Raw genomic sequence first — 26,051 nt, 5'->3', positions numbered from 1 at the left:
GGTAATTTATCAAAATATCCTCTAAAAGTGACAGCAAGGAGAAAGGGTAGCATTGATTATGCATCAGCTTATCCGTCGGTTTGGCGCGATCGCTCCCGAACTACAAACTAAAATTCAGCAATTATCCATTCCCCAGCAAGAAGATTTGGGCGAGGCGCTGTTGGACTTCTCCTCTGTAAATGATTGAGCGCTTGGTTAGAAACTTAGGAGCAATAGACAATTGGATTTAAAAGAAAACTTGCGATCGCATCTCACCCAGATAGTACGCGATCGCGACCCCTATCTCGCCAGTTCCGGGCATTTCTACGTCCAGCACTACATCCGCGAACAACTACAACAATGGGGAACGGTAGAAACCCATGAGTTCAACATTCGCGGTCAAAACCATCAGAATCTCATTCTGAATCTACCGGCGGCGACGAATAACCAAAAGCCACCAATTCTCATTGGCGCACATTATGACGCTGTACCCGGAACCCCAGGTGCAGATGATAATGCCACGGGTGTCGCCGCACTATTAGAATTGGCGAGAATTTTCGCAGCAGAACCCGCAAAATACCCAGTGCGATTGGTTGCTTTTGACATGGAAGAATACGGAATGTTGGGAAGTCAGCAATATGCAGCTGATTTGAAGCAACAAGGACAATCGCTTCGCTTGATGCTTTCCTTAGAAATGCTGGGATATTGCAACTCCGCCCCTGGTTCGCAACGCTATCCGGCCGGATTAGAACGCTTTTACCCGAATCGGGGTGATTACATTGCTTTGATTGGCAATTTGCCGAGCATTCCCGATCTAATTCACCTTAGCCGCAACATTCGTAAAGTTGGAGTTCCAAGCGAATGGTTGCCGGTGCCGAATAAAGGTTTAATCGTCCGCTCAACGCGACTGAGCGATCATTCGCCCTTCTGGGATCTGGGTTATAAAGCAATGATGGTGACAGATACGGCATTTATGCGGAATCCACACTACCATCAGCCGAGCGACACCATAGAAACCCTGGATTTAGACTTTCTGACCGGCGTCTGTCGCGGTTTGGCTTCTGGCATTAGCCGTCTGTAAAAGATTGGCTTGCATAGCGCAAAACTAATTTGATAAGTTTCTAATTAGATATTTATCTAATTAGAAGTAAGACGATGGAAAAAGCGGAATTTCAAACCCTGCTACGCTTCTTCAAGGTTCTCGCTGACGAAAGCCGATTGAAGATTTTGGGGATTCTGGCGAATCGGGAATGCAGCGTCGAGGAATTAGCCGCGATTGTGAAACTGAAGGAGCCGACTGTCTCCCATCATTTGGGTAAACTGAAAGAACTAAATTTGGTGAATATGCGCCCTGACGGCAATACTCACTTGTATCGACTCAATAGCGAGGCGCTGCAAAACTTTAGCAAAGAGATTTTCACCCCAGATAACATGGCTTCTCTCGTCGAAGATGTAGAAGGGGAAGCATGGGAGAGCAAGGTATTAAAAAACTTTTTTGAGGACGTTAGCGAAGCGGGATGCGATCGCGTCCTTCGTTTGAAAGAAATTCCTGCCAGTCGTAAAAAACGCCAAGTGATTCTCAAGTGGTTGGCAAACCAATTTGAAATCGGGATTAATTACCCAGAACTTCAGGTGAATGAAATCATCAAGCGCCACCATCCTGACTCCGCCACTCTGCGACGAGAGTTGATAGCTTCTAAACTGATGCAGCCGGAAAATGGTGTGTATTGGCGTTTAGAGACCAGTATTGAGTAAGTAGGGACACGACACTGCCGTGTCTCTACCTCTGAGGGTGAATAAGTTTAAACTAGCGCGTAAACCTTCGCTTCCCACGGGAAGATGCCTTCTCTGCCTACCCATTCAGCAGGAACCATACGATCTTGCGCGATCTCTTTCCACTGTTTACCTGCCGGAGTTGCAGGCCAATTAGGTATTTTATACTCAGAACCTGGAGGAGTCCCGTACTCAGAGAAATTCGCCACCACAATCACTAATCGATCGTCTTTGCCTCGCTGCCAAACGATAACTCGCTTGCCTTCATTGAAGTCAGAATGGATAAAATGAGTGTCATTTACGGCTAAAGCATCAGAAGTAGTCCGAAACTTCACTAATCTACAAACATAATTGAAAATACGCTGTCGCCAATCATCCGTCAGACGGCTGTAGTTGACCGGATCAACCTGTTTTTTATGGTCATCTGAAGTTGGCAAGTCATTTTGATCGGCGAATTCATCTCCTGCCAAAATCATCGGAATCCCGACAGCAGTGAGCAAACAAACAAATGCTAGCTTGATGCGCTTTTCTGTATCAAAAACTTGATTATTATTTAGGTAGCTGTAGAAGCGTTCGTTGCCAAAGCCTCCTACATCATGGGAAGTCAGATAATTAACTGCTTGAGAACCATCTGCAAACCCTAAATTACGACAGTCAATGAGTTTGCGGACGCTCCATTCAAAGCTAGGCTCATCAGACGAATTTTGTCCTAGAATGACGCTACGGATAATATGCTTAAACTTTTCGTTCCACAACCCATCGAGACGATTCTGTGAAATTAAAGCGAGAGGTACGCTTAATTCTTCACCGACTACGAGAAATTTATCGCCGCTTCCTTCCCGTTCCTGCCAAAGCGATCGCGCATAATCTTTGAATTCCTGTAAAAAGTCATAATTGCCGATATTGTTGACGCTATCGAGGCGCAAACCATCTACCCGATAGTAATCCATCCAGTGGGCGATGTAGGCTTTCATATATTCGCGGGCAGGAACGAAACGCGATCGCGTACCTGCAAGCGGATGATACCCTTCTACCCAATAGTTGTACTTAAACAAATCACCGCCAAATCCGTCCCGATTTCCTTGTTCTGGATCGCCACTATTAAACTTGATATAAAATTCTAGATAATTAACGTTGCGGTAAGGATTGTTGTAAGAAAAAGCCATTACCGCATCAACAAAAAAGCGCACGCCGTGTTGATGACAAACTTTGATGAGATTGATTAAATCGGTGGAAGCCGTGGGTGCTTCTTGACCGTCCGGGCGACCTAAGTCATAATCGGCTGCAAAATAATTAGCCGTACCATAGCCCCAATTATCTGTTTGATTGCTATCAGATGGCGGTAAAAGTTCCAAAGCATTGACACCTAATTCCACCAGATGAGCGCGGTTTTGTAAGGCGCGGACTGAGGAAAAAGTAGGTGCGATCGCTTCTTCCACAAATAGAGAAACTACGTCTCGAAAAGTCCCGTTTCCTTCTTGAATTCCTCCAGTTGAACGAATTCGAGTCCAGCGAGTGGGCAACTCGTAAATCACTAGCCGATTATTCGGTTGTAGGTTTTCTATCGTATCTCCTTCCCAGTCCGCTGTTTGCCCCTTCGGATCGCACGGAACCAGCATTTTATCTCGGTAGAGGATGACGCTAGCTGGATCTAGGTCGGACATTCCCTCTTCTGAAAGGATTTTCGGTGCAGAGAAACGCCGATCCACCGTGTAAGCGGTAGGATCGGTGCAGTAGAGAATTCGATGGGTGTTGGTGTAGGCGTCAGTGTCGCGGACTTTAAACCAGTAAAAATAAACCTCTCCGTCTGTTAAATTGCAGTTTTCCGCTGGTATTTCCCAAAGTTCTGGAAAATCTGTTGATTGGATTAAGTCTAATTCTTGAAAATTTTCAAATGAGCTTGGATTATCTCCAGCGAAGTCGCCGATGTAAAGCGTTGGAGGGGGTTGAATATCTCCTGGACGCCACAAAACGAAATGTGTCTGTTTGCGATGCAATAAATCAGGAAGCATTACAGAAACCCCTTGAATACGAAGGTTAGCTACGAGCTTTTACACACGAGAACAGACTGCTATTCCAGATAAAAGGTGAATCCCAAGACTGGAAGAAAGAGATAGTTACTTGAATTAACAGAATATTCTTTAAAATGGAATCCCATCATCCTCTTCATCTTCCTGCTCTTTGGGATTCAACCGCCAGATAGTAGTTTTCTCTTCTTCCACGGGAAGTTCCGCGACCAATTCTCCTAAGTCCTTCTGAAGATTTTGGGTTAGCGTTACCGGAAACTCTAAATCAATTCCATGAATTTCCGCCATTCTTGCCAACTGGTTAAACGGAATCTTCTTTGTAGTTCGCTCATAACTGGATAATTGGAAATCTTTCGTTTCTGATAGTTCTTGTGCTTGCATCGCGGCTTTGAGCCTATTTTGGATGTGGTCAATTTCGGTATCTAGCAACTTCCATTCCTGCTCAATTTCTCGATAGCGTTGGGCTAGAGCTGTTACATCTTCCTGTTCTGGATCTGGACTACTCAATTGAGTTAATTCCAACAGCCGCTGATGCACGTGAGCCAGATAAATCGGGTCCATTTTTGCATACTGTAGCTGACTTTCTGTCAGCGGTCGCTGTCCCCAATCGCTGCTTTGTTCGGTTTTGTCTATATTGGGAAAATAGCACAGTTTTTCTGCCAGAGTTCTCAATTGTAAATTTGGTACTGGCAATAAATAGTAAGGGATTGATTTGGCAATCTCTAAGGTGCAACTTACATTTTTAGCTTTGGTTTTACCTAATAACTTCAGATCGTAGCTGGAATTGTGGAAGACCTTTTCAATTGCAGGATTAACCATGATTTCTTTAATAAAGATTTCTGCAATTTCAGGATTATCTAAAACATCTAAAATGCAAACGCTATCTCCGCTTACATCGGTAAAGTCATCTAATATTTGAATTAAAGAGAGTTTAGGCTTGCGAGTATTATAATCGGCAACTTCCGTATCTAAGTACAAAAGCTGGCGTTTTGAATATTCATCAATTAGAACTTTAGCTTTCTCTGTTTCTGTGAAGTAAAGCATTCTCTAAAACATCCTTTTTGTAAATAAAAGTTAAATAAAAGGTTAGATTATTTATTTTACTTTTAGAAGTTACAGCAATTAATATTGATAAATATTCCTTCTACAAAAGCTATTTTTATATCAAAAAATATGTTTATTAAAATAGGTTGGATGTTTTCAAACTAAAACCGGACAAACTAGCAACGGTATTTATAATAAGAATTAATTAGAAAGATTTTATCATCAACATCGCGCAATTATTTTTTATTATGCATTCCAATCTACCTTCCGACGTAAATAACCGCTGGCAATTCTGGATCGATCGGGGTGGTACGTTTACTGATATTGTGGCGCGGCGTCCGGATGGACAACTGGTGATTCATAAGCTGCTGTCGGAGAATCCCGAACGGTATACTGACGCGCCAATACAGGGAATTCGAGACATTTTGGGAGTTGCGGCAGATGCACCTATTCCATCGGAACAGATTGCAGTTGTCAAGATGGGAACCACTGTGGCGACAAATGCGCTTCTGGAACGCAAGGGCGATCGCACTCTTCTGGTCATTACTCAGGGATTTCGGGATGCCCTTCGCATCGGCTACCAAAATCGCCCCGATATCTTCGCCCGTCACATTGTATTGCCAGAGATGCTCTACGAGCGAGTGATTGAGGTCGAGGAACGCTACAGCGCCCAAGGCGAAGAATTAATCCCCATAGAAACAGGATATATCGCATCTCTACAAGAAGCGTACAACGACGGGATTCGCTCCTGTGCCATTGTCTTCATGCACGGCTATCGCTATCCCAAACACGAGAAACAAATAGCAGATGCAGCGCGGAAAATTGGATTTACCCAAGTCTCGGTATCGCACGAAGTTAGCCCGTTGATGAAGTTGGTGAGTCGCGGTGATACTACCGTTGTTGATGCTTATTTATCGCCTATTTTGCGGCGTTATGTAGATCGAGTTGCCAGTCAGCTAGCCAGTTTGGAATCAGAATTTTCAACTCAAAACTCTCCCCAGTTGATGTTCATGCAGTCCAACGGTGGACTTACTGATGCCCAACAGTTTCAAGGGAAAGACAGTATTTTATCTGGCCCTGCTGGGGGCATCGTCGGCGCGGTACAGACAAGCTTGATGGCGGGATTCGACAAAATTATCAGCTTTGATATGGGCGGAACTTCTACGGATGTCGCCCACTATAACGGCGAATACGAACGCACCTTTGAAACGGAAGTTGCCGGAGTGCGGCTGCGGACGCCGATGATGGCAATTCATACGGTGGCTGCTGGTGGCGGTTCGATTCTCTTTTTTGATGGGGCGAGGTATCGCGTGGGACCCGAATCAGCGGGGGCGAATCCGGGTCCCGCTGCCTATGGAAAAGGCGGTTTGCTGACGGTGACGGATTGCAATGTGATGGTGGGCAAGTTGCAACCGGAGTTTTTTCCGAAATTGTTTGGATCGAACGGAGATTTGCCGCTAGATGCAGAAGTAGTGCGGCAAAAGTTTAGTCAACTGGCGGCAGAAATTGGCGACAACCGGATGCCGGAACAGGTGGCGGCTGGATTTCTCGCGATCGCAGTTGAAACAATGGCGAGTGCAATTAAAAAAATCTCTCTCCAGCGCGGTTATGACGTTTCGGAATATACTTTGTGCTGCTTTGGGGGCGCAGGAGGACAACACGCTTGTCTGATTGCCGATGCGTTGGGGATGAAGCAGGTGTTTCTTCATCCCTACGCTGGTGTGTTATCGGCTTATGGTATGGGTTTGGCAGACATGCGGGTGCTGCGAGAACGGGCGGTGGAGGCACCTCTGAGTGAGGAGTTAGTGCTGAGTTTGGAGGGGATGTTAAGCCAGTTGGCAAGGCAGGGGGAGGAGGAAACGAACCGCCACGACGCCAAGGACGCAGAGGAAAGACAGGAAGAAGAGAGAAGGGAGGATGTTGAGATTGAGGTTTTTCGGAAGGTGCATCTACGGTATGAGGGGACTGATTCGGCGCTGATTGTGGATTTTGGGGATACGGCGGCGATGAGGGGGCGGTTTGAGGAGTTGCACCGGCAGCGTTACGGCTTTGTCGTGGAAGATAAAAGGCTGATTGTAGAGGCGGTTTCGGTTGAGGTGGTGGCGAAGACAGAGAGAGTAGAGGAAGCAGTCATTCAGCGTCGCAGCGATGAACTTCCCTCGCCGGTGGCAACTGTACAGATGTATGCGGCGGATCGGTGGCACGAGACGCCAGTGTATAAGCGAGAGGATTTGCAACCCGGAGACTGGATTTCTAGCCCTGCTATCATTGCCGATGCGACGGGTACGAATGTGATTGAACCCGGTTGGCAAGCACAACTAAGCGATCGCAATCATCTGATTTTGCAGCGTTCGGCAGATTTACAATTTTCAATCCAAAATCTAGAATCGAGAATCCTCAATCGTCCCGATCCGGTGATGCTGGAGATTTTCAATAATTTGTTTCGCGCGATCGCCGAACAAATGGGTATCACTCTGCAAAATACCAGTTCCTCAGTCAACATCAAAGAACGCTTAGATTTCTCCTGTGCAATTTTTGACCAACACGGGCAGTTAGTCGCCAACGCCCCCCATATTCCCGTACATTTGGGTTCGATGAGTGAAAGTGTCAAAAGTTTAATTGACACTTATGGCGACACTATCCAACCCGGAAATGTCTTTGCCTCAAATAATCCTTATAACGGCGGCACGCACCTACCCGATATCACTGTAATTACCCCTGTATTTGCTTCCTCTCCAGACGCGATAAATCGCGTCTCTACAACCTCCCTTCCCACGCTTCCCCTCTTCTACGTTGCCTCGCGGGGACATCATGCAGATATTGGGGGGATTACCCCAGGTTCCATGCCTCCAAACAGCACCACAGTAGAACAAGAAGGAGTGCTACTTGATAATTTCCAACTAGGAGAGGGAGGACATTTTCGAGAAAAAGAATTGCTGGAACTGCTGGCATCCAGCGCTTATCCAGCCCGAAATCCCAGTAAAAATATTGCAGATTTGCAAGCACAAATTGCGGCGAACGAACGCGGCGTGCAGGAACTCCACAAGATGATGGAGCATTATGGTTTAGAGACTGTGCAAGCGTATATGGGCTTTGTACAGGACAATGCGGAAGAGTCGGTACGTCGGGTTATCGAAGTTCTCAAAGATGGCAGTTTCACCTGTTCTCTGGATAATGGCAGCGCGATCGCAGTTACCATCACCATCAACAAATCGACTCGCAGCGCCAAAATAGATTTTACCGGTACTTCTCCTCAGCAACCGAGTAATTTAAACGCACCAGCAGCCGTGTGCAAGGCAGCAGTATTGTATGTCTTCCGCACTTTAGTGAATGACAATATTCCCCTCAATGCGGGTTGTCTCAAACCTTTGGAAATTATTATTCCCGAAGGCTGTATGTTAAATCCGCGTTATCCTGCTGCTGTGGTGGCGGGAAATGTAGAGACTTCGCAAAACATTACCGATGCTTTGTATGGGGCGCTGGGGGTGATGGCAGCTTCCCAAGGAACGATGAATAATTTCACCTTTGGAAGCGATCGCTATCAATATTACGAAACCATCTGTGGCGGTTCCGGCGCTGGCGCTGACTTCGACGGCACCGACGCCGTACAAACTCACATGACAAACTCCCGTCTTACCGACCCAGAAGTATTGGAATGGCGATTTCCTGTCCTTTTAGAAAGTTTTGCGATTCGTCCCAATAGCGGCGGGAATGGACATCATCATGGAGGGAATGGTGTTATCCGTCGCCTGCGTTTTCTTGAACCCATGACTGCTGGAATTTTATCAAGTCGTCGTGTCATTTCTCCCTTTGGTTTGCATGGTGGTCAAGCGGGTGCAGTCGGGAAAAATTATGTGCAGCGTACTGATGAAACTATAGAGGAATTAGGCGGTACAGGGGTTGTAGAAATGCAGCGTGACGATGTATTTGTTATCGAAACACCAGGAGGTGGAGGTTATGGAATTGCCAAGAATTTGTAACCTAATTGATACATGATAAAAGCGCGATCGCAACCTTTGACCTTTGATAGATGATTATATTCGACCCAAACAGCAAGTAGGAAAAGTAGGAAAAGTAGGGAATTATACTTAGTAATTTATTTGCTTGAACTGGGAAAACTGCTGAAACCCTTTGTTTGCGCGGCTTGTAAACGAATCGCTTAAAGCAATAAGGTTAGCGCCTATCTGTAAGTGATTCTTAATAAGGCATATTTAATTAAAGAATGCTAGTTTAGGTAGTTGACAGAACTTTATACTGCCTCCATCCGACGCTTTAGTTGAAGTAGTATCTTATGAAATCAAAAAAATCAAGTACAAACTTACAGATTTTAAAGCAAATTCTCAAAAAAATTTAATTGTCCGATTCGGGCAATGTTTACTGATTCGTCTAAACACAGAGGAAGTTCTTTCTTTCGGCGGGCTAATTCGATACGACTTACACGGAGGTTCCCCTAAATCTCATTTTTCAAGGGGAACTTTGACTATATTTCCCCTCCTTTTTCTACCGTTTTGTAGCAGCGCGAATGCGATAGGCTATGCCTGCCATTATGTGGGGGTTGGTAGGAATCGAAACGGGACTTGTAAGTTCAAAAAAACTCGTGGGGCGAGATTAAGGAAGCCATTCACAAATGCATTCCTTTCGCTGAAAAACTTTTTTATATCGATTGATTTTTAGAAATCCGCGACATTGAAAAAGATATGCATAGCGCAATGGCTGGCACTTATAACCTAGGTTTAGTAATCCTTTCTTTTGCGATCGCGGTAATTGCCTCTTATACAGCCCTAGACTTAGCCGGACGAGTGCGGTCTGCTGTGGAACGGGGACGATGGCGCTGGCTTCTGGGTGGAGCAGGGGCAATGGGAACTGGAATTTGGTCAATGCACTTCATTGCCATGCTGGCTTTCCAACTGCCACAGTCTGTCAATTATGATGTGTGGATCACCCTGTTCTCCTTGATGTGCGCGATTCTTGCCTCAAGCATTGCTTTGTGGCTGCTGAGTCGCGCTGTTTCAATCCCGCTGGTCATCGGCGGCGGGGTTTGTATGGGAATTGCCATTGCATGGATGCACTACACAGGGATGGCAGCCATGCAAGTCCAGGCGACGATTGAGTATGACTGGAGATTGGTGAGCCTATCGGTAGCGATCGCCATCATCGCTTCTTTTGCCGCGCTTTGGCTGGCATTTCGGCTACAAGAGCAATCCTTAAAAGGTTTGCTATGGCAGAAATTCGGCAGCGCTCTCCTGATGGGAATTGCCATCAGTGGGATGCACTACACGGGAATGTGGGCGACTCACTTTACTCCTCACAAAGTCTTTCCACTAGAGCCGTCCCCCCCCATCACTCAGTCTTGGTTGGCGATCGCTATCGGGATTGCTACCTTGTTCATTTTGAGCTTAGCCCTATTAACCTCTCTATTCGATCGGCGTTTAACAGCGCAGTTAGTTCGAGAGCAAGCGTTACAGGAAAGTGAGAACCGCTTTCGGATGCTGATCCGAGAAATGCAGGTAGGAGTATTACTGCTCAATGCTAATGCCGAAATTCTCACCTACAATCAAGCTGCAATTAATCTCCTCAATCTCAACTCAGAGGATTTATCGCATCAGGTATTTGGTGCAAATTGGCTGTTGCAGCAAGAAGATGGTACACCCTTCCCAACGCCAGAGCTACCCGTTCAGTCCAGCATTGCCCAGCGCCAACCGATTCATAATATTGTCGTGAGAATCGACCATCCTGAGAGCCATAATCAACGCTGGCTGCTAGTAAATGCCGACCCGCAACTAGCAGAGGACGGGAGTGTAGAGCGAATTGTTTGTACCCTCAGCAATATTACGAACCAAAAGCAAGCGGAAGCCGCACTCCGCCAAAGTGAAGAACGATTTGCTTTAGCGGTAGAAGGAGTTAATGGCGGGATTTGGGATTGGAATATTCCAGCAAATTATGTATATCTGTCGCCTCGCTGGAAAAGTATGTTGGGCTATGAAGACTTAGAAATTCCGAATAGCATCGATACTTTCAACCAAGTTCTGCACCCAGAAGACTCAGAGCGAGTGTTAGCGGTGATGCTTGCCTATTTAGCGAAGAAAATCCCCAACTACGAGGTAGAGTTTCGGGCATCCCATAAAGATGGCAGCTGGCGCTGGATTCTGACCCGTGGCGTGGCATTGTGGGATGAAACCGGCACAGCCTATCGCATAGCAGGTTCCCATACTGATATTACCGATCGCAAGCAGAGGGAAGAGGCACTGCACTTAATGGTTGAGGGAACAGCTTCTGCAACTGGCAATGAGTTCTTTCGCTCTTGTGTCCGCTATCTCGCCCAAGTTTTGGGAGTCCGCTACGCTGTAGTCGGTAAGTTTGCAGATGATACTGAAACTAGAGTGCGGACTTTGGCATTCTGGACGGGTGAAGGCTTTGGCGAAAATTTCGAGTACGACTTGGCGGGTAGTCCCTGCGAAAACGTCTTGAAGGGAACGAGCGGTTTTTATCCATCCGAGGTACAAGAACTTTTTCCTAACTTCCCAGCGTTAGAGAAATTAGGCGCACAAAGCTACTGGGGAATTCCATTAAGAGACTCGGCTGGCAATACAATTGGCAATTTGGCGGTGTTGGATGTGCAGCCAATGGCTCACGATCCTGGCAAAGAAATGATTATGAAAATTTTTGTTGCCAGAGCGGGAGCCGAGCTGGAGCGGAACTTAGCGGAGGAATTGCTGACAAAACGAGCAGCGATGGACAGTTGCTTGAGCCGGATTTCTGGGATGCTGATTGACGAAAACTTAGATACTGCGATCGCTTTCACGCTGCAAGCCGTTGGCGAGTTTTTGGGGTGCGATCGCACTTACCTGTTTGATTACTCCGATCGCCAAAACGGCTGGAATATGACCCACGAGTGGTGCGGCTTTGGCATTCAGCCAGCGATCGAGCGGTTTCAAGGTTTACCTGTTGAAAATCACCACTGGGTTCACAACCAACTTTTGAGTGGCAAAACGGTTCAATTTCCTGCCGAACGCCCACCTGTCACCGCCGAACCAACCTTGACGAAACTCCAGTGTATCCAGTCCCGGCTTGCCGTTCCGACACTTTACGCTGGTACGGTTGTCGGTTTTATGGGTTTGGATGCCATAAGCTCTTCCAAAGTCTGGAGTCAAGAAGAAATTAATTGGCTTAAATTAGTCAACGAATTCATTGCAGTGACTCAGGCACGTCAAGCAGCACAAGCCGCATTACGGGAGAGTGCAGAACGGGAAAAAGCGATCGCTTTCGTGATTCAGCGAATGCGCCAAACCTTAGAAATTGACAAAATTTTTAGCGCTACGACTGAAGAATTACGCCATGCGATTAATTGCGATCGCGTTGGTCTCTATCGTTTCCATCCCGACTGGAGTGGGGATTTTGTATCGGAGTCGGTAGCAGAAGGCTGGAATTTGCTAGTTCCCGAACAAATTCATCAATCTCAGCTGCCCAAGGTTGCCGTTAACCAGGTGGGTTGTGCTGGCAAAACTTTGGGAAGTGCAGAGGAGCCAATCCAAGATACTTATTTGCAAGCAAATCAAGGCGGGACTTATCGCCAAGGAACCAGTTATCGTTGTGTCCCAGACATCTACCAAGCTGGATTTGACGCTTGTTACCTAGAACTGTTGGAGCGCTTTCAAGCACGAGCTTATATCATTGTTCCGATTTTCCATAGCAATCAACTGTGGGGCTTGCTAGCAACATACCAAAATTCCGGTTCTCGCCAATGGCAAGAGGCAGAAATCAAGATGGTTGTTCAAATTGGGGCACAGTTAGGCGTTGCGATCCAACAGGCAGAATTGCTAGCGCGAACTCAACAGCAGTCAATTGAATTGATGATCGCCAAGGAAGCCGCCGATGCTGCCAACAGTGCTAAAAGCGAATTTCTTGCCAATATGAGCCACGAACTAAGGACACCTCTCAACGCCATCCTTGGTTTTACCCAATTGATGAGCCTTGATACCTCCCTATCTGCCGAACATCAGAAATACCTGGAGATCATCAGTCGCAGTGGCGATCATCTGCTGGCATTGATTAACGATGTTTTAGAGATGGCTAAAATCGAGGCAGGGCGAGTCACGCTACATGAAAATGACTTTGACCTGTATTGTCTGCTCAATAGTCTCGAACAGATGCTACAACTCAAAGCCACAAGCAAGGGACTCTTGCTTAACTTTGAATGCACGGCTGCTGTCCCCCAGTACGTCAGAACCGACGAAAGTAAGCTGCGTCAGGTCTTGATTAACCTTCTCGGTAATGCCATCAAATTTACTGACAAAGGGAGCGTAACCCTGCGCGTTACAGGGGAGGAAGGAGAGGCGGAAAGCAGGAGTGTCGGGGAACAAGCAGACTCCTCACCTGTGCCTTTTATCCGCCTGCTCTTTGAAGTGGAAGATACTGGCCCCGGTATTGACCCAAATGAATTCGATCGGTTATTTGAAGCTTTTGGACAAACCTCAGTTGGGCTGAAGTCCTGTCAAGGCACGGGTTTGGGTTTACCGATCAGTCAAAAGTTTGTCCAACTGATGGGGGGAGGAGCGATCGCAGTCAGTAGTCATCCAGGTCAGGGAGCCAAATTTACCTTTGACATTCAGGCAGGTTTGGTTGAGCAGATGGAAATTGAAACATCCCAATCTATCTATAAAAAAGTTATTGGTTTAGCTCCTGACCAACCCATCTATCGTGTTCTAGTTGTGGAGGATAAGCCCACAAATCGTCTCCTCCTAGTTAAGCTTCTTACTTACTTGGGCTTTGAGGTGCAAGAAGCTGAAAATGGTCAAGAAGCTGTGGCAATTTGGGAGAGTTGGGAACCCCATCTAATCTGGATGGATATGCGGATGCCTGTGATGAACGGCTATGAAGCTACCAAAAAAATTAGAGCTTCCTTAAAAGGTGAGGCAACCATAATTATTGCCCTAACTGCCAGCGTTTTTGAAGAAGACAGACAAATTATCTTGTCAGCGGGATGCGATGACTTCGTGCGTAAACCTTTTCGAGAAGAGGAACTACTCTTTAAAATGAATAAATATCTAGGGGTGCAATATCTCTATGAGGAGGAAGCATTACCCACCGAAAGCAGGAAAGATAATTTACCAGAGACTTCCGATTCTGACATCCCCCTTCAGATTTCCACTATGCCCTCTGAATGGATACAACAGCTACACTATGCAGCTTCCCAAGGCAGCGATTTCTTGCTCCTTCAACTCCTTCAGGAAATTCCCCCAGAAAATTCGTTTGTTATAAATGCTTTGACCAATTTGGTCGAAAATTTTCAGTTTGAGCAAATTATGGAATTAATTCAATCAACTGAAACACAGCTTCCTGGTAAAAACTCACAGCAAACCTCCCTCAATTTTTCGCCTCTTCTATCACATTCCCAGCAGGAGTAGGATATTGAAAAATTTTGTTGCAGGATGGCAAATAGGTTTTTTCCCATTGCCTTCCTCTACTCTCATACCTGTGGAAGATGATTGCAGAATGTCTAAGATAAGTGGTTAAATAATATTTAACGCTGCAATCAATTCGTTCAAAACTTTTTAAACCTTTATCATTAACTGCAAACAGGAAATATAAAAAAGATGACTTTTAAATAATATTCCAAACTAACGAATTTTCCAAAATCGATGATAAAAGAATTGAAATAAATAATTTCTCCCTCGTTATGGCAAAAGAAGATATTCTCATCGTTGATGACACCCCTGAAAACTTGCGTTTTCTGTCTGGTCTGCTAATGAAGCAAGGCTATACCATTCGCAAGGCATTAAGCGGGCAAATGGCACTGACAGCAATACAAACTGTTATCCCCGATCTAATTTTGCTTGATATTATGATGCCTAGCATGGATGGTTATGAAGTTTGCGAAAAACTGAAAGCCGATCCAAAAACTGCTGCAATTCCTGTAATTTTCTTAAGCGCTCTCAGCGAGGCTTTTGATAAAGTAAAAGCTTTTTCGGTTGGCGGAGCAGATTATGTTGCCAAACCTTTTCAATTTGAAGAAGTTTTAGCTCGTGTTCAGAATCAACTAGAGTTAAGAGCCGCAAAAATCCAAAACCAACAACTAAATGCTCAACTTGAAGAACGAGTTAAAGAGCGGACTTTTCAGCTAGAAGTAGCAAATCAAGAACTGAGGCGAGAAATCAACGAGCGGATGCTCCTTCAAGAACAACTCATAAAAATGGCACTTTATGACGATCTTACAGGATTGCCCAATCGAGCTTTATTCATGGAGCGTCTAGAACAAGCTCTCAAACGCACCAAAGAACATTCAGGAGAGGCGTTTGCCGTGTTGTTTCTTGATTGCGATCGCTTTAAAGTAGTCAATGATTCTCTCGGTCATCTTGCCGGTAACGAACTGTTGATTAATTTAGCTCGTCGCTTAGAAAAATTACTCAGTCAACATCATACTTTGGCTCGGTTGGGCGGTGATGAATTTGCGATTATCTTGACAGACGTTGGAAATATCAGCAGTGTACTCCTTATCGCTGATCAAATCCTTCAATCTTTTGCTTCTCCGTTTCAACTAAATAAACAGGAAATTTTCATCAACGCTAGTGTTGGAATTGCTATGAGCAATCCTAATTATGAGCGAGCAGAACATATATTGCGAGATGCAGACATCGCAATGTATCGTGCCAAAACCTTAGGAAAAGGTCAATACCAAATTTTTGACCCAAAGATGCACGATGCTGTGATTCAAGTTTTACAGCTTGAAAATGACCTGCGTAGAGCCATCGAACGACAAGAATTCATTGTTCACTATCAGCCAATTATTGCCCTTGATACCAGCAAGATTGTTGGGTTTGAAGCATTAGTTCGCTGGTATCATCCTCAACGAGGAATGGTATCGCCTGGATTGTTTATTCCTGTAGCAGAAGAAACAGGTTTGATTAACCAACTTGGCAATTGGGTTTTGCGGGAAGCTTGCCATCAACTTCAGCAATGGTATCAGGAAAAATTGCTCGATCATTTCCTATTTATGAGTGTCAATCTTTCAGCGCGGCAATTTGCTCAGCCAGATTTAATTGAGCAAATTGACCAAATCCTTGCGGAAACCCAACTGAATCCTCAAAACTTAAAGTTAGAAATCACAGAAAGTGTTCTGATGAATAATACTCAATCTGTAAAAGCGATTATGCAGCAACTTCGAGAACGTAAGATTCAGTTATGTATTGATGACTTTGGTACCGGGTATTCTTCTCTGAGTTATTTATATAATTTCCCTGTTGATACTCTCAAAATCGACCGTTCCTTTATTAGTTATTTAGATGAAAAAACAGATAGCTTAGGACTAATTCCGGCGATCATGAAGATTGCTCAAACTCTAAATATGAGTGTAATTGCGGAAGGAATTGAAACGGGCGAACAGCTATCTCAGCTAAGAAACTTAAATTGTGAATTTGGACAGGGATATCTATTTTCCAAACCCGTAGAGGGAAAAAAAGCAACAAACTTAATCGTATCGGATACACAGCAATAATATTTAAGCTAGACGTGTAGTCTATGTTACTAGATATAAGTTTAAATTAAATAAAGATAGTTGATAAAATTGAAATAGCAACTATTTTTTTACAAAGATTAACTATTTGGGATGCAGCGATAATCAGCAGGTTGACAATTTTGATATCCTTTTAATTCAAAGCCCAATGGATTCCAAATTAGCAAATACCTTCAAAGCCGATATTCTGATAGTTGATGATACACCAGACAATATTCGATTTTTATCTTCCCTGCTGTTAGATAAAGGATATAACGTTCGTAAATCGATTAATGGTCAAATGGCTTTAACCGCAGTTAAGACACTTCAGCCGGATCTAATATTGTTAGATATTAATATGTCGGGCATGAATGGTTATGAAGTTTGCGAAAGGTTAAAGGAAGATACTGAAACTTCCTCTGTACCTGTAATTTTTTTAAGTGCTTTGGATGATGTTTTAGATAAAGTGAAAGCTTTTCAAGTTGGGGGCGTAGACTATATTACTAAGCCTTTTCAAATTGAGGAGGTTTTGGCGAGGATTCAAAATCAACTAACAATTCAAAGCCTTCAAACTCAGTTGAAAAATCAGAACTCACAACTTCAACAAGCCTTAGGCGATCTCAAGAAGGCTCAAGCACAACTGGTTCAAAAAGAAAAAATGCTTGGGTTGGGTCAATTAGCCGCAGGAATGGCTCACGAAATCAATAATTCTATTGGCTTTATTTCTGGCAATCTCGATCCAGCACGCAAATATATTCAAGACTTGCTAAATCTGGTTCGTATCTATCAACAAGAGTACCCAAAGCCTACTCTTTCCATCCAAAAAGCAATTCAAGAAATCGATCTAGATTTTCTGAATTCAGATATTCAAAACCTTGTAGGCTCAATGCAAACGGGTGTAGAGCGAATCTGCACAATGCTCCTGGCTTTACGAATTTTCTCCCGCCTTAATGAATCAGATATTAAAGCTGTAGACATCCATGAAGGGTTGAATAGCACTTTATTATTGTTGCAGCATCGACTTAGAGGAGAAGGGAAACGCCCGGAGATTCAGGTGATCAAAAAATATGAAGATTTACCCTTAGTTAATTGTTATGCTAGCCAGCTTAACCAGGCCTTTCTTAATATTTTAAATAATGCTATTGATGCTCTAGAATTGAGGATTGGGCAAGAGTTTTCTGAATCTTCCAGCCCAACAATTTGGATTAGTACAGAGTTTAGTGCTTGGGAAACGATAATTATCCGAATTAAAGACAATGGAATTGGCATTGCTGAAGAAATGCGATCGCGTTTATTCGACCCATTTTTTACGACAAAGCCTATAGGTCAAGGCAGCGGGTTAGGGTTATTGACGACTTATGAGATTATAGTAGAAAAGCATAAAGGTCAACTGACGTGTCATTCATTCCCCGGACAGGGTGCAGAGTTTACGATTGAAATTCCAGTACATCTTGTTAAGACCACATAGGCTTAAACGAAGCCGAAAGCGGAAGAGACGCTACGCGCAACTTTTTTAGTCACCAATTCATCTTCGGTTGGAGGCTCGAAATGTCAAGCAAAATTTTTTCAAATTCCCTAAGATTGGTGATGTAAATGGCGTTCCTGTGGAGGAACCCGTCCCGGTGAGTGATTGAATGGCAACGTGACGATAAATGTTGTTCCAATACCGACTTCACTTTCTACTTGAATCTCTCCCCGATGTAAATCTACACACATTTTGGCAATGGAAAGACCTAATCCGGTTCCTTGAATTGGTCCTACATTGCTACAGCGATGGAAGGTTTCAAACAGACGTTGTTGATCTTTTAAAGGAATACCAATTCCTTCATCTTTTAAGCGGAAAGTAGCTTCTCCATTTTGGAAAACTAAATCAAAGTAGATATTGCCACCTTGGGGCGAATACTTAATCGCGTTGGAAAGTAAATTAGTGAAGATATGCCGCAGCAAGACTTCATCCATTTCAACTTGGGGCCGTTTCCCTTGACAGGTAAAGATAATGTTGTGCTGTCTAGTAGCACAAGCTTGTAAAGTTGCTGTGAGATCCCAGCAAAATTTTTCTAAATCGAGTCGTGCGGGTTTAAACTGAAGTCCACCTGCCTGAGTTTGACCCAAGATCAATACCTCATCTAATAGGTGGAGCATATTGCCGATGGCACCTTCAATCCGCTCGAAGTATTCATTTCTCTTCTGTTCGGTTAAGCTCTGATTGTAGGCTCGAAGTAACTCCGCAGACATCCGAATTGTCGTCATGGGAGTGCGGAACTCATGGGAAACGATGGAAACGAAGTTTGATTTGAGTTGGTTGAGTTCTCGTTCCTGTTCCAGGGCTTTGAGGATTTCTGTCATTGCGAGTTTGCGATCGCTAATATCTCTGCCTTCCACAATCAGCAACACCACTTTCCCCGTTTCGTCCGTCAAGGGCTTTAAGGAAAAATCAATCCACAGCATCACATTCAATTCGCCCTGTACCTGGATCTCATGGCGGACAAAATGACCGTTCGCGGCGTAGGCGATCGCATTTTTCAACCAATCCTGGCTTTCCTGGCAATAATTCCAACATTTTGTCTGCCACATCAAGTGACCAACATAATCTTCTAATTGAAGACCGCTGAAGTTAAGAACTGTTTGGTTAACTTCCAGGATCTTTCCTTCTGGTGTCAACAACCCCATTAATTGAAATGTCTGCTCAAAAATCCCTCGGAAGCGTCGTTCGCTTTCGTGCAGTTGCTTGAGAATTTGTCCGCGTTCAATGGCGTAGCGGATCGTCCGCACTAGCAATTGCATTGTAATTTGATTTTTGACGAGATAATCCTGTGCCCCTGTTGCCACCGCTTGTAGGGCAAGTTCCTCATCATCAAACCCGGTCAGCACCACAATGGGGATATCTGGTGCAGCTATCCGGAATTGTGCTACTGTGTCCAATCCATCTGAGTCAGGAAGAGAAAGATCCAATAAAGCAACATCCCAGGAATCAGCGCTACAAGCCTCAATTGCGTCGCCCAGCCGCTCAACGTGTACTAATTGCCATCCCTCCTGATTTGAGCGCGAGAACAGTTGGCGTAGCAAGTTGGCATCGCTGGGGCTATCTTCCACTAGGAGGACTTGAATCGGCGTTTTGTACATAACTGGGGTTACTCTAGTGGGAGTCTTACTGCTGCCAGCCAGAAATCATTGATCAATTGCACAATCCGAATAAATTGCTGCATATCAACCGGCTTGGTTACGTAGCAGTTGGCACTGAGGTTATAAGACTTAAGTACATCCTCTTCATCGGCTGAGGTGGTGAGAACGACAACTGGGATACGTTTAAGATCGGGGTCTGATTTGACTTCCATAAGGACTTCTCGCCCATCCATCCCTGGTAAATTGAGATCGAGTAAAATCAGGTCTGGACGTGGAGCATTGGCATATTCACCTTCCTGTCGCAGAAATTCCATTCCCGCCTCGCCATATTCAACCCAGTGCAGGTTGTTAGCAATCTTAGCTTTTTTAAATTCTCGGATGGTTAAATTCGCATCGCTGGGAGAGTCTTCAATCAGCAAAATTTCCACGGATCGGAAGGTATAGCGGCTATTCATGCGAGTTCGTGGCTTCTAAGAGTGAAGGGTCAGGCGTGAGGGGAATGGTAAAGTAAAATGTCGTTCCTACTCCTGGTTGCGATTCGGCCCAGATGCTTCCACCGTGACGCTCGACAATTTTTTTGCACATAGCCAGACCAATGCCAGTACCAGGAAACTCTCGACGGGTATGAAGACGCTTGAATATCTCAAAAATGCGATCGAGATACTGTGGCTTGATACCAATTCCATTATCACGTACCGAAAAAAGCCATTCCCGATCTTTTAACTCCGCTGTAATGTGAACTTGGGGCGGTTCCTCACGGCGGAACTTAATGGCGTTGGCGATTAAATTTTGAAATAACTGGAGCCATTGGGTTTTGTCACCGTTTACTTGGGGCAGAGGGTCGTGGGTGATGGTGGCGTTACTTTCTGCGATCGCGACTTGCAAATTGTTTATCGCCTGAAGCAACACCTTCTCCCCATCAATGGAGACAAACGCTTGAGTTCGAGTGCTGACGCGGGAATAGGCGAGCAAGTCTTGAATCAACTGCTGCATCCGCGTTGCACCGTCTATTACATAAGCCATATATTCCTGTGCAGACTCATCCAGACTGTTTTGATACTCCTGCACTAACAGTTGGGTATAACCTGACACTGCCCGTAATGGCTCTTGCAAATCATGGGAAGCTACATAAGCAAACTGCTCTAGTTCTCGATTGGAGCGCTGCAAGTTGGTTGTGAGTTGCTCTAATTTCCGCTCTGCTTCTAACCGTTCCGCAATCTCAGTTTCTAAAGCAGCGTTTGTCTGAGCAAGTTTCTCGGTTGCTAGGATGCGATCGCGAATTTGCTTTCGCAATAGAAAGTAAATCGCAATCAGTAGGCTGAAACTCAACAAACCGCCAATACAAACAACCAGAATGGTATAACGAACGCTTCTATTTGTTGCCGCTGCGCGACGCTGCAATAACATTTGCTCTTCTTTTTGCATTGCAGCCAGTAGCTCTTTAATTTTCTCGTATATCGCTGAGTTCCTATCTGTAAAGGCAATTTGAGCGTTCCTGTCTTCTCCTAAATTCCGCTGTCGCAGCTCAATGGATTCTTGCAGCCCCTTCAGTTTTTCGGCAATCAGAGGTTCGAGGAGAGCGAGCCTCTGCTGTTGGAGAGGGTTATCAGCCGTTAATGTCCGAAGGGTTGTGAAGCCCCGGTTACTTTCTTGAATGCCCTGCCGGTAATTGATCAGGTAAGTGTCTTGTCCTGTGATGATGTAGCCTCGCCTTGCTTTTTCGGCACTGTTGATTCCCGAAAGGGTATGCTCGATCTCTTCCCGGACTTGATAAGTGTGATCTACCCATCTAGAGTTATTCAACAGCCTTTGGACGCTCCAGGAGAAAGTGACACCGACGCCAAACAACAAAAGCAGCGCCAGAGTAAATCCACCGCTAACCATTTTTTCTGATGGTTCTTTCATGCCTGTTTTTTCTTTCGAGCGATTGACTAGTGCAATTGGCAACGCTGGGAATAGGGAGCGACTGAGTTTCCGTCCCAACGAAGGCTCAATCTCTTTGAGCAGATGAAGATGACCTAGAAATACTATAAACAACTAAAAAAAATCTAGCAGTCGATAGATTCATTTGAACAACACCCACTTAGGGAACAAGCCGGACGCGAATCGCTAAACCTTGCTACAGAAAAAAGCGGGCAGATTTTCATCCAACCGCTTATCTCTTAGTGGAGAATAGATTTTGCTTGCGTGCGTAGCTTGTGAGAGATTGGCAGCACGCACAAGCGCGATCGCGTACCCAAAAATTAGCCGTTCAGCACTCAGTCGTTCCTTATGGAGCAAGTCCCGCAAACTTTAACAAGTCAACCATCTTGAAGTCGTGCTTTTGCCCTAAAACTGGCTTCCACTTGGGGTCTTGCCGAAGATAGGATTTGCGATCGCCTTGTAGCAGACCGATGAACACCTCCGCAACAATGCGTCCGCCGACAGGCCCCAGTGTCTTGCCTTGCGCTCTCAGCTCCGCTTCCTTCAAAATATAGAACCACAAGGGTGTTCGCTTGTCGAATCCCAAATCTTTGAGGTCGCGCAGATCGGATGGACTCAGAGGCTCGATTTCCATCGCTCTGGCTACATCCTGACCAGACGGCAAGCTGAAGGTGAGGTGACGCAGCAGATTGCGCTGCGCCAGCGACCGGATTGGCTCTTCTTGTCCTGGCAAACCAGGTGCTGGAAAAGGCAGCGTGAATAATGCACTTGAGAGTTTAGGATCGATCTTTTTGTTGGGCTTGACTTTTCCGTTTTTGAAATCAAAGAAGGTATCCCAGTCAACAAATCGTCGGGGTGCGCGTTTCCCACCGCGCAGGTCATCCGGGTCACAAAGATTAGGGTCTAAACTGAAATTGAAAATTGGTGCCCTAAACTCTGGCATATCCTGAGTGCCATGATTGGCGATGTATCCCGGTCTGACTTGGCTGTGACCGAAGCGATAGGCAGCGACCGAGAACTCAACTGGGATAAATGGCTGGTTGCGCCAGTTGTAGAACCGCCGACCTTTTTTCAGAATGTCATCCACCAAATCCTGTCCTACGGTTGTGGGCAGGAACTCATGCACGATAATCCACTGGTAGTGCCAGCGAACTAGCTTCTGTGCCTCGGTGAATGCATCATTCGGATCTTTGATTCCACTATCGATAACGTAATCCACAACATGATTGTGGAATTTCAGAAATGCCAATTGCATCTGAGAAATAATCGTGTTCTCATCATTCCTTGGGTCGCCGATGAGCGCCATATTTTGGCTATTTCGAGGGAGATCGTCCTTCGACCCTTCCCCACCCAATTTCTCAATCAGGAACTTGATGCCTCCCGTTGTTTTGTCATACAAGTGAGGACTGGCTGCACGACCCGAACCATAAACGTTATCTAGCTCTAAGAAAGGCGTTCGGAAATTTTCAATAGATTCCGGGTCATTTTGTCGCTCAAGGCTAGAGGTGGAATCGAAGGTCATATCATGATCTAGAAACTGCCCCAAAAAAGTGAACCCTGCGGTCATATTGGGGTTATCGGTGTTGCTAGGACTTCCAGGTACGGGGTCTGTTGCGTTTAAATCGTCTTTTGCATCCATCAAACCGCCTGGTTTCCCAAGCTCCATCAGCCTCTGGCGCACTGATTTGGAGTCGCTAGCAAAGGGAGGTAAGGACGGGAATAGCCGACCAAATTTTCCTTGATCGTAAGCAGTGGAACGAGGTGGAACTTGGTCTCTTAGATAGAGTTGTCCGTGTCTAGTCATTATGTTTCCTCCTTGTTGATTACCGTTTTATGTGGCGCTGGTTTTGACCTCTACCTCAAGCGAAATTTCTGTTTTTCTTGCGTCCAGATTCCACAAAATTGAATTTTCAGTGTTTCTAATCGCCTAAGTTTTTTGAAAAATCACGATCTGATTATCGATTTAGGAAGAGGTCGCAAAATTCGGATTCCTCAAAATAAATTTGGAATTTACCCTACTTATCAGTAATTTAAAAAAAATGGGGATTTATGAAACTGGTATCTAGTTAGACGATTTAAAATTGCAGATTGTGAAAGATTAGATAGTAAGTAATTTCGGCAATTTAAATCGGCAATCGTAAAATAAGATGGTACTGCTCTCAGCCGATACTAATTTTCAGGTTGCCAGCCAAATCTCTTTGCTTTACAGATATAACCTTTGCTGAAAGTTTCTTGCCAGTCGCTTATTTTTGGTAACTCAGTTGAGTGTCAGTCGATTGGGCGACTTGAAAATTTTTTAATATTGTGCTAGCAAAATCAAGCAATTGGGCGCGATCGCTACCAGGTAAATTTAAGTACGAACTAATGTAGTGAGCTGTACTCGCAGCTAGGCGCACTAGCGATCGCGCAATTTATTTTGAAATGAAATAATCAGTTTCCTGGCAATCAACCACTTACAAAAGGCATATTTGTCGCAACAAATTTCGGGCGGCTAATCTGCAACTAGACTGATTACTCCCTGAAAATCAGCCACCATAATGTGACAGTTAGTAGATAAAGAAATATTAAGTAGGAGTCAAACTTTGAGCGATCAATTGAAGAAAGGCGACAAGGTTACATGGAAGACCTCACAAGGTGAAACCAGCGGCACTGTGAAGAAAAAGCTCACTTCACCCACAGAGATCAAAGGGCACCACGTTGCCGCATCCAAAGATAATCCTGAATATCTAGTTGAAAGCGAAAAAACTGGAAAAGAAGCTGCTCACAAGCCTGAATCCCTCAAGAAAGAGGAGTAATGCTGAACTATGAATAATGATGTGAAATCAGCCATCGACGAGTTTCACAGCGTTGTTAACATGACTCCGCAGGAACTTGAGTCCTGGCTTAAAACTGACGATTCTAAAGCTGTTGGACAAAAGGACGGAGAGGAAGAATCAACAGGTCACAAATCCGGTAAGCGTATCATCGAGCTGTTGCACAAGAAGAAGGATGAGTACAGCGAAGATGATATATCGCACCTTAAGAAAGTGATTAGTTACGTCCACCGCCACAGCGCACAGCAGCCGTCAGGCGATATAGAACACACGCGCTGGCGCTACTCACTGATGAATTGGGGTCACGATCCGCTCAAGTAACTGTAGTTTTACCAAGAAATTGCAAAAACTCTCTCCAATTTCCCAAAAAAATTTCTCGTTTCTTACGCCTGGAAACGAGAACCTACAATTAACAGCACCGACATAGAATTGCAGCGATACGTGCTAAGCGTATCGCTTCGAGTGTTAAAACCATTTTTTCTATAAATGCCTGCTACAAATAAATGCTCCTGAGCAGTAACGAGAAAACAATTACCAATTGCCCTTTAGTTCATGTTGTAGCCACAGATACAAATGGTAGAAGTATCGCCAAGGATGCCAGCTAGTTAACTTATTCGTGAATTGTGCCATCCGGGAGGATTGCACCCGTTAAGATTGCTTGTTGCCAGTCAGAGTCTTCCAGGTAGGCTCCCCGCAGGCTAGCACCAGTCAAATCGGCTCCCCGCATTTCTGCCACATTCAAGTTAGCTCCCCACAAATAGGCTCCCCGCAAACTTGCTTCACTTAGGTTGGCTTCACGCAAGCTTGCCATATTCAGGTTTGCTCCCGTCATGTCAGCTTCACTCAAATTGGCTTGACTCAAGTCTGCCTTACTTAAGTTCGCTTCACATAAGTCTGCTTTGGCAAGTGAGGAGTGATTTAGATTGGATGCGTGCAAATTTGCTCTAGATAGAATCGTTACACGCATCTGGGCTTCAGACAGATTTGTGGCTGCTAGGTTGGCACCACTCAGATTAGCTCCATTCAGTTTGGTCTCGCTGAGGTTGACGCCATCCAAGTCTATGCCATTGAGATCGACGCCATTTAAGTAAGCTCCTCTCAGGTGTACGCCGTTGAGTATCGTTCCTCGCAGCAATGCGCCGCTCAATCTGGCTCCACTCAGATTTGCCCAACTTAGGTTAGCATCCACCAAGTTAGCCGACCGCAAGTTTATCCCCCGCAGGTCCGAACCGCACAGGTTAACTCCGCGCAAGTTTGACAAACGCAGATTTACTGATGTCAGGATTGCACCACTTAGTTTTGCTCCGACCAGCACCGACTTAACGAGGACAGCTCCTCTTAAGTTGGCTTTTGTCAAGTCTGTCTCGATGAATCGTGCTTCGTTGACTTTGGCAAAACTCAGATCGGCTCGATGCAGGCAGGCTCCACTGAAGTTTGCTCCGATTAGGACTGCGCGACTAAGGTTTGCCGCTGATAGATAGGCTCCTGAAAAGTCTGACCCTGATAGATTGGCTCTTTCCAGGTTTATCCCTATAAGATTTTCGCCGCTAAAATCTCTTTGTCCTTCTTCATAGCGCTGTTTCAGTTCTTGTGAATCCATAGGGTTTCTCCAGATTCGCTTACAGATAACTTGTCTATTTTTAGAGTTCCCAAATATATCGCCAAAAATGCATTAACTTTTGGATCATTTTTGGATTTAAGTAGTTTAAATTTTATGAATTTTTTTACATAAAAATTAAGACAATGCGATTGCTCTGTTAGTGGCTTAATTCTCTTTACTGAAGCGAACCGAATTTTGCCACTCTAGATGCGATCGCTCTCTTTCCATTGCCAAGAGCAAGTCGCGGACTACAGCCCCGAACTAAATGGGCTAAAAGCTAA

At 45.0% G+C, this 26,051-nt stretch carries 15 protein-coding genes and 1 pseudogene; 9 read left to right on the top strand and 7 right to left on the bottom strand.

The annotated features are described in order from the left end of the window. Window positions 1-46 precede the first annotated feature (46 nt). The 3 genes and pseudogenes from NDA03_RS01975 to NDA03_RS01965 form a co-directional block, all read left to right on the top strand. Window positions 47-187 (top strand): annotated as a pseudogene (locus NDA03_RS01975) (DUF4351 domain-containing protein); the annotation flags it as partial. 33 nt (window positions 188-220) lie between these two features. Beyond that, entirely contained in the window at window positions 221-1,060 is an 840-nt protein-coding gene (locus NDA03_RS01970) for a M20/M25/M40 family metallo-hydrolase (RefSeq protein WP_348237137.1), read from the top strand. Between the two features lie 74 nt (window positions 1,061-1,134). Next, entirely contained in the window at window positions 1,135-1,734 is a 600-nt protein-coding gene (locus NDA03_RS01965; protein ID WP_348237136.1) for a metalloregulator ArsR/SmtB family transcription factor, read from the top strand. Window positions 1,735-1,781: 47 nt separating this feature from the next. On the opposite strand, the gene NDA03_RS01960 is transcribed toward NDA03_RS01965, so the two are convergent. Both NDA03_RS01960 and NDA03_RS01955 read right to left on the bottom strand, forming a co-directional pair. Further along, on the bottom strand, window positions 1,782-3,764 hold the full coding sequence (locus NDA03_RS01960; protein ID WP_348237135.1) for an alpha-amylase family glycosyl hydrolase: 1,983 nt from the start codon (window positions 3,762-3,764) through the stop codon (window positions 1,782-1,784). A 129-nt stretch (window positions 3,765-3,893) separates the two neighbouring features. Further along, the gene (locus NDA03_RS01955) at window positions 3,894-4,823 is read right to left on the bottom strand and encodes a ribonuclease D (protein WP_348237134.1); all 930 of its coding nucleotides are present in this window, start codon (window positions 4,821-4,823) and stop codon (window positions 3,894-3,896) included. A gap of 248 nt (window positions 4,824-5,071) precedes the next feature. Here NDA03_RS01955 and NDA03_RS01950 point away from each other — a divergent pair, with 248 nt between their 5' ends. The 4 genes from NDA03_RS01950 to NDA03_RS01935 all read left to right on the top strand — a co-directional run bounded on the left by NDA03_RS01950 (window position 5,072) and on the right by NDA03_RS01935 (window position 17,779). Continuing rightward, window positions 5,072-8,803 (top strand): hydantoinase B/oxoprolinase family protein, encoded by a 3,732-nt coding sequence (locus tag NDA03_RS01950; RefSeq protein ID WP_348237133.1) that lies wholly within the window; start codon window positions 5,072-5,074, stop codon window positions 8,801-8,803. A gap of 717 nt (window positions 8,804-9,520) precedes the next feature. Then, complete coding sequence (locus NDA03_RS01945) at window positions 9,521-14,227, top strand: MHYT domain-containing protein (protein ID WP_348237132.1); 4,707 nt, start codon at window positions 9,521-9,523, stop codon at window positions 14,225-14,227. A 272-nt stretch (window positions 14,228-14,499) separates the two neighbouring features. After that, the gene (locus tag NDA03_RS01940) at window positions 14,500-16,314 is read left to right on the top strand and encodes an EAL domain-containing protein (RefSeq protein ID WP_348237131.1); all 1,815 of its coding nucleotides are present in this window, start codon (window positions 14,500-14,502) and stop codon (window positions 16,312-16,314) included. A gap of 166 nt (window positions 16,315-16,480) precedes the next feature. Next, a complete protein-coding gene (locus tag NDA03_RS01935) occupies window positions 16,481-17,779 on the top strand; it encodes a response regulator (protein WP_348237130.1) in 1,299 nt (432 codons plus the stop codon). A 107-nt stretch (window positions 17,780-17,886) separates the two neighbouring features. Here the strand turns inward: NDA03_RS01935 and NDA03_RS01930 are convergent, their stop codons facing one another. The 4 genes from NDA03_RS01930 to NDA03_RS01915 all read right to left on the bottom strand — a co-directional run bounded on the left by NDA03_RS01930 (window position 17,887) and on the right by NDA03_RS01915 (window position 23,161). Beyond that, window positions 17,887-19,434, bottom strand: a complete 1,548-nt coding sequence (locus NDA03_RS01930) for an ATP-binding protein (RefSeq protein WP_348237129.1) — start codon at window positions 19,432-19,434, stop codon at window positions 17,887-17,889. A gap of 8 nt (window positions 19,435-19,442) precedes the next feature. Next, window positions 19,443-19,889, bottom strand: coding sequence for a response regulator (locus NDA03_RS01925; RefSeq protein ID WP_190410245.1), 447 nt, complete (start codon window positions 19,887-19,889; stop codon window positions 19,443-19,445). After that, the gene (locus tag NDA03_RS01920) at window positions 19,882-21,339 is read right to left on the bottom strand and encodes a sensor histidine kinase (RefSeq protein WP_190430038.1); all 1,458 of its coding nucleotides are present in this window, start codon (window positions 21,337-21,339) and stop codon (window positions 19,882-19,884) included. Before NDA03_RS01920 ends, NDA03_RS01925 begins: the two co-directional genes overlap by 8 nt. Before the next feature lie 364 nt (window positions 21,340-21,703). Continuing rightward, window positions 21,704-23,161, bottom strand: a complete 1,458-nt coding sequence (locus tag NDA03_RS01915) for a heme peroxidase family protein (RefSeq protein WP_190535936.1) — start codon at window positions 23,159-23,161, stop codon at window positions 21,704-21,706. A gap of 778 nt (window positions 23,162-23,939) precedes the next feature. Between NDA03_RS01915 and NDA03_RS01910 the strand changes: the two genes are divergently transcribed. Continuing rightward, window positions 23,940-24,152, top strand: coding sequence for a DUF2945 domain-containing protein (locus NDA03_RS01910; RefSeq protein WP_348237128.1), 213 nt, complete (start codon window positions 23,940-23,942; stop codon window positions 24,150-24,152). 9 nt (window positions 24,153-24,161) lie between these two features. Continuing rightward, a complete protein-coding gene (locus NDA03_RS01905; protein ID WP_348237127.1) occupies window positions 24,162-24,491 on the top strand; it encodes a DUF3140 domain-containing protein in 330 nt (109 codons plus the stop codon). 289 nt (window positions 24,492-24,780) lie between these two features. Here NDA03_RS01905 and NDA03_RS01900 read toward each other — a convergent pair whose 3' ends face one another. Beyond that, window positions 24,781-25,770 (bottom strand): pentapeptide repeat-containing protein, encoded by a 990-nt coding sequence (locus NDA03_RS01900; RefSeq protein WP_348237125.1) that lies wholly within the window; start codon window positions 25,768-25,770, stop codon window positions 24,781-24,783. Window positions 25,771-26,051: the final 281 nt, after the last annotated feature.

Source organism: Trichocoleus sp. Lan (genome assembly GCF_039961855.1).
In the GTDB taxonomy this organism is placed as follows: domain Bacteria; phylum Cyanobacteriota; class Cyanobacteriia; order Cyanobacteriales; family FACHB-T130; genus FACHB-T130.
This window is presented reverse-complemented; position numbering and strand designations above follow the sequence as displayed.

Excerpts from the sequence above, each read along its gene's own strand:
- NDA03_RS01950 (WP_348237133.1), top strand. The coding sequence starts at position 5,072 with ATGCATTCCAATCTACCTTCCGACGTAAATAACCGCTGGCAATTCTGG.
- NDA03_RS01935 (WP_348237130.1), top strand. The coding sequence starts at position 16,481 with ATGGATTCCAAATTAGCAAATACCTTCAAAGCCGATATTCTGATAGTT.
- NDA03_RS01965 (WP_348237136.1), top strand. The coding sequence starts at position 1,135 with ATGGAAAAAGCGGAATTTCAAACCCTGCTACGCTTCTTCAAGGTTCTC.
- NDA03_RS01905 (WP_348237127.1), top strand. The coding sequence starts at position 24,162 with ATGAATAATGATGTGAAATCAGCCATCGACGAGTTTCACAGCGTTGTT.
- NDA03_RS01920 (WP_190430038.1), bottom strand. The coding sequence starts at position 21,339 with ATGAAAGAACCATCAGAAAAAATGGTTAGCGGTGGATTTACTCTGGCG.
- NDA03_RS01930 (WP_348237129.1), bottom strand. The coding sequence starts at position 19,434 with ATGTACAAAACGCCGATTCAAGTCCTCCTAGTGGAAGATAGCCCCAGC.
- NDA03_RS01960 (WP_348237135.1), bottom strand. The coding sequence starts at position 3,764 with ATGCTTCCTGATTTATTGCATCGCAAACAGACACATTTCGTTTTGTGG.
- NDA03_RS01940 (WP_348237131.1), top strand. The coding sequence starts at position 14,500 with ATGGCAAAAGAAGATATTCTCATCGTTGATGACACCCCTGAAAACTTG.
- NDA03_RS01900 (WP_348237125.1), bottom strand. The coding sequence starts at position 25,770 with ATGGATTCACAAGAACTGAAACAGCGCTATGAAGAAGGACAAAGAGAT.
- NDA03_RS01925 (WP_190410245.1), bottom strand. The coding sequence starts at position 19,889 with ATGAATAGCCGCTATACCTTCCGATCCGTGGAAATTTTGCTGATTGAA.
- NDA03_RS01915 (WP_190535936.1), bottom strand. The coding sequence starts at position 23,161 with ATGACTAGACACGGACAACTCTATCTAAGAGACCAAGTTCCACCTCGT.
- NDA03_RS01945 (WP_348237132.1), top strand. The coding sequence starts at position 9,521 with ATGCATAGCGCAATGGCTGGCACTTATAACCTAGGTTTAGTAATCCTT.
- NDA03_RS01955 (WP_348237134.1), bottom strand. The coding sequence starts at position 4,823 with ATGCTTTACTTCACAGAAACAGAGAAAGCTAAAGTTCTAATTGATGAA.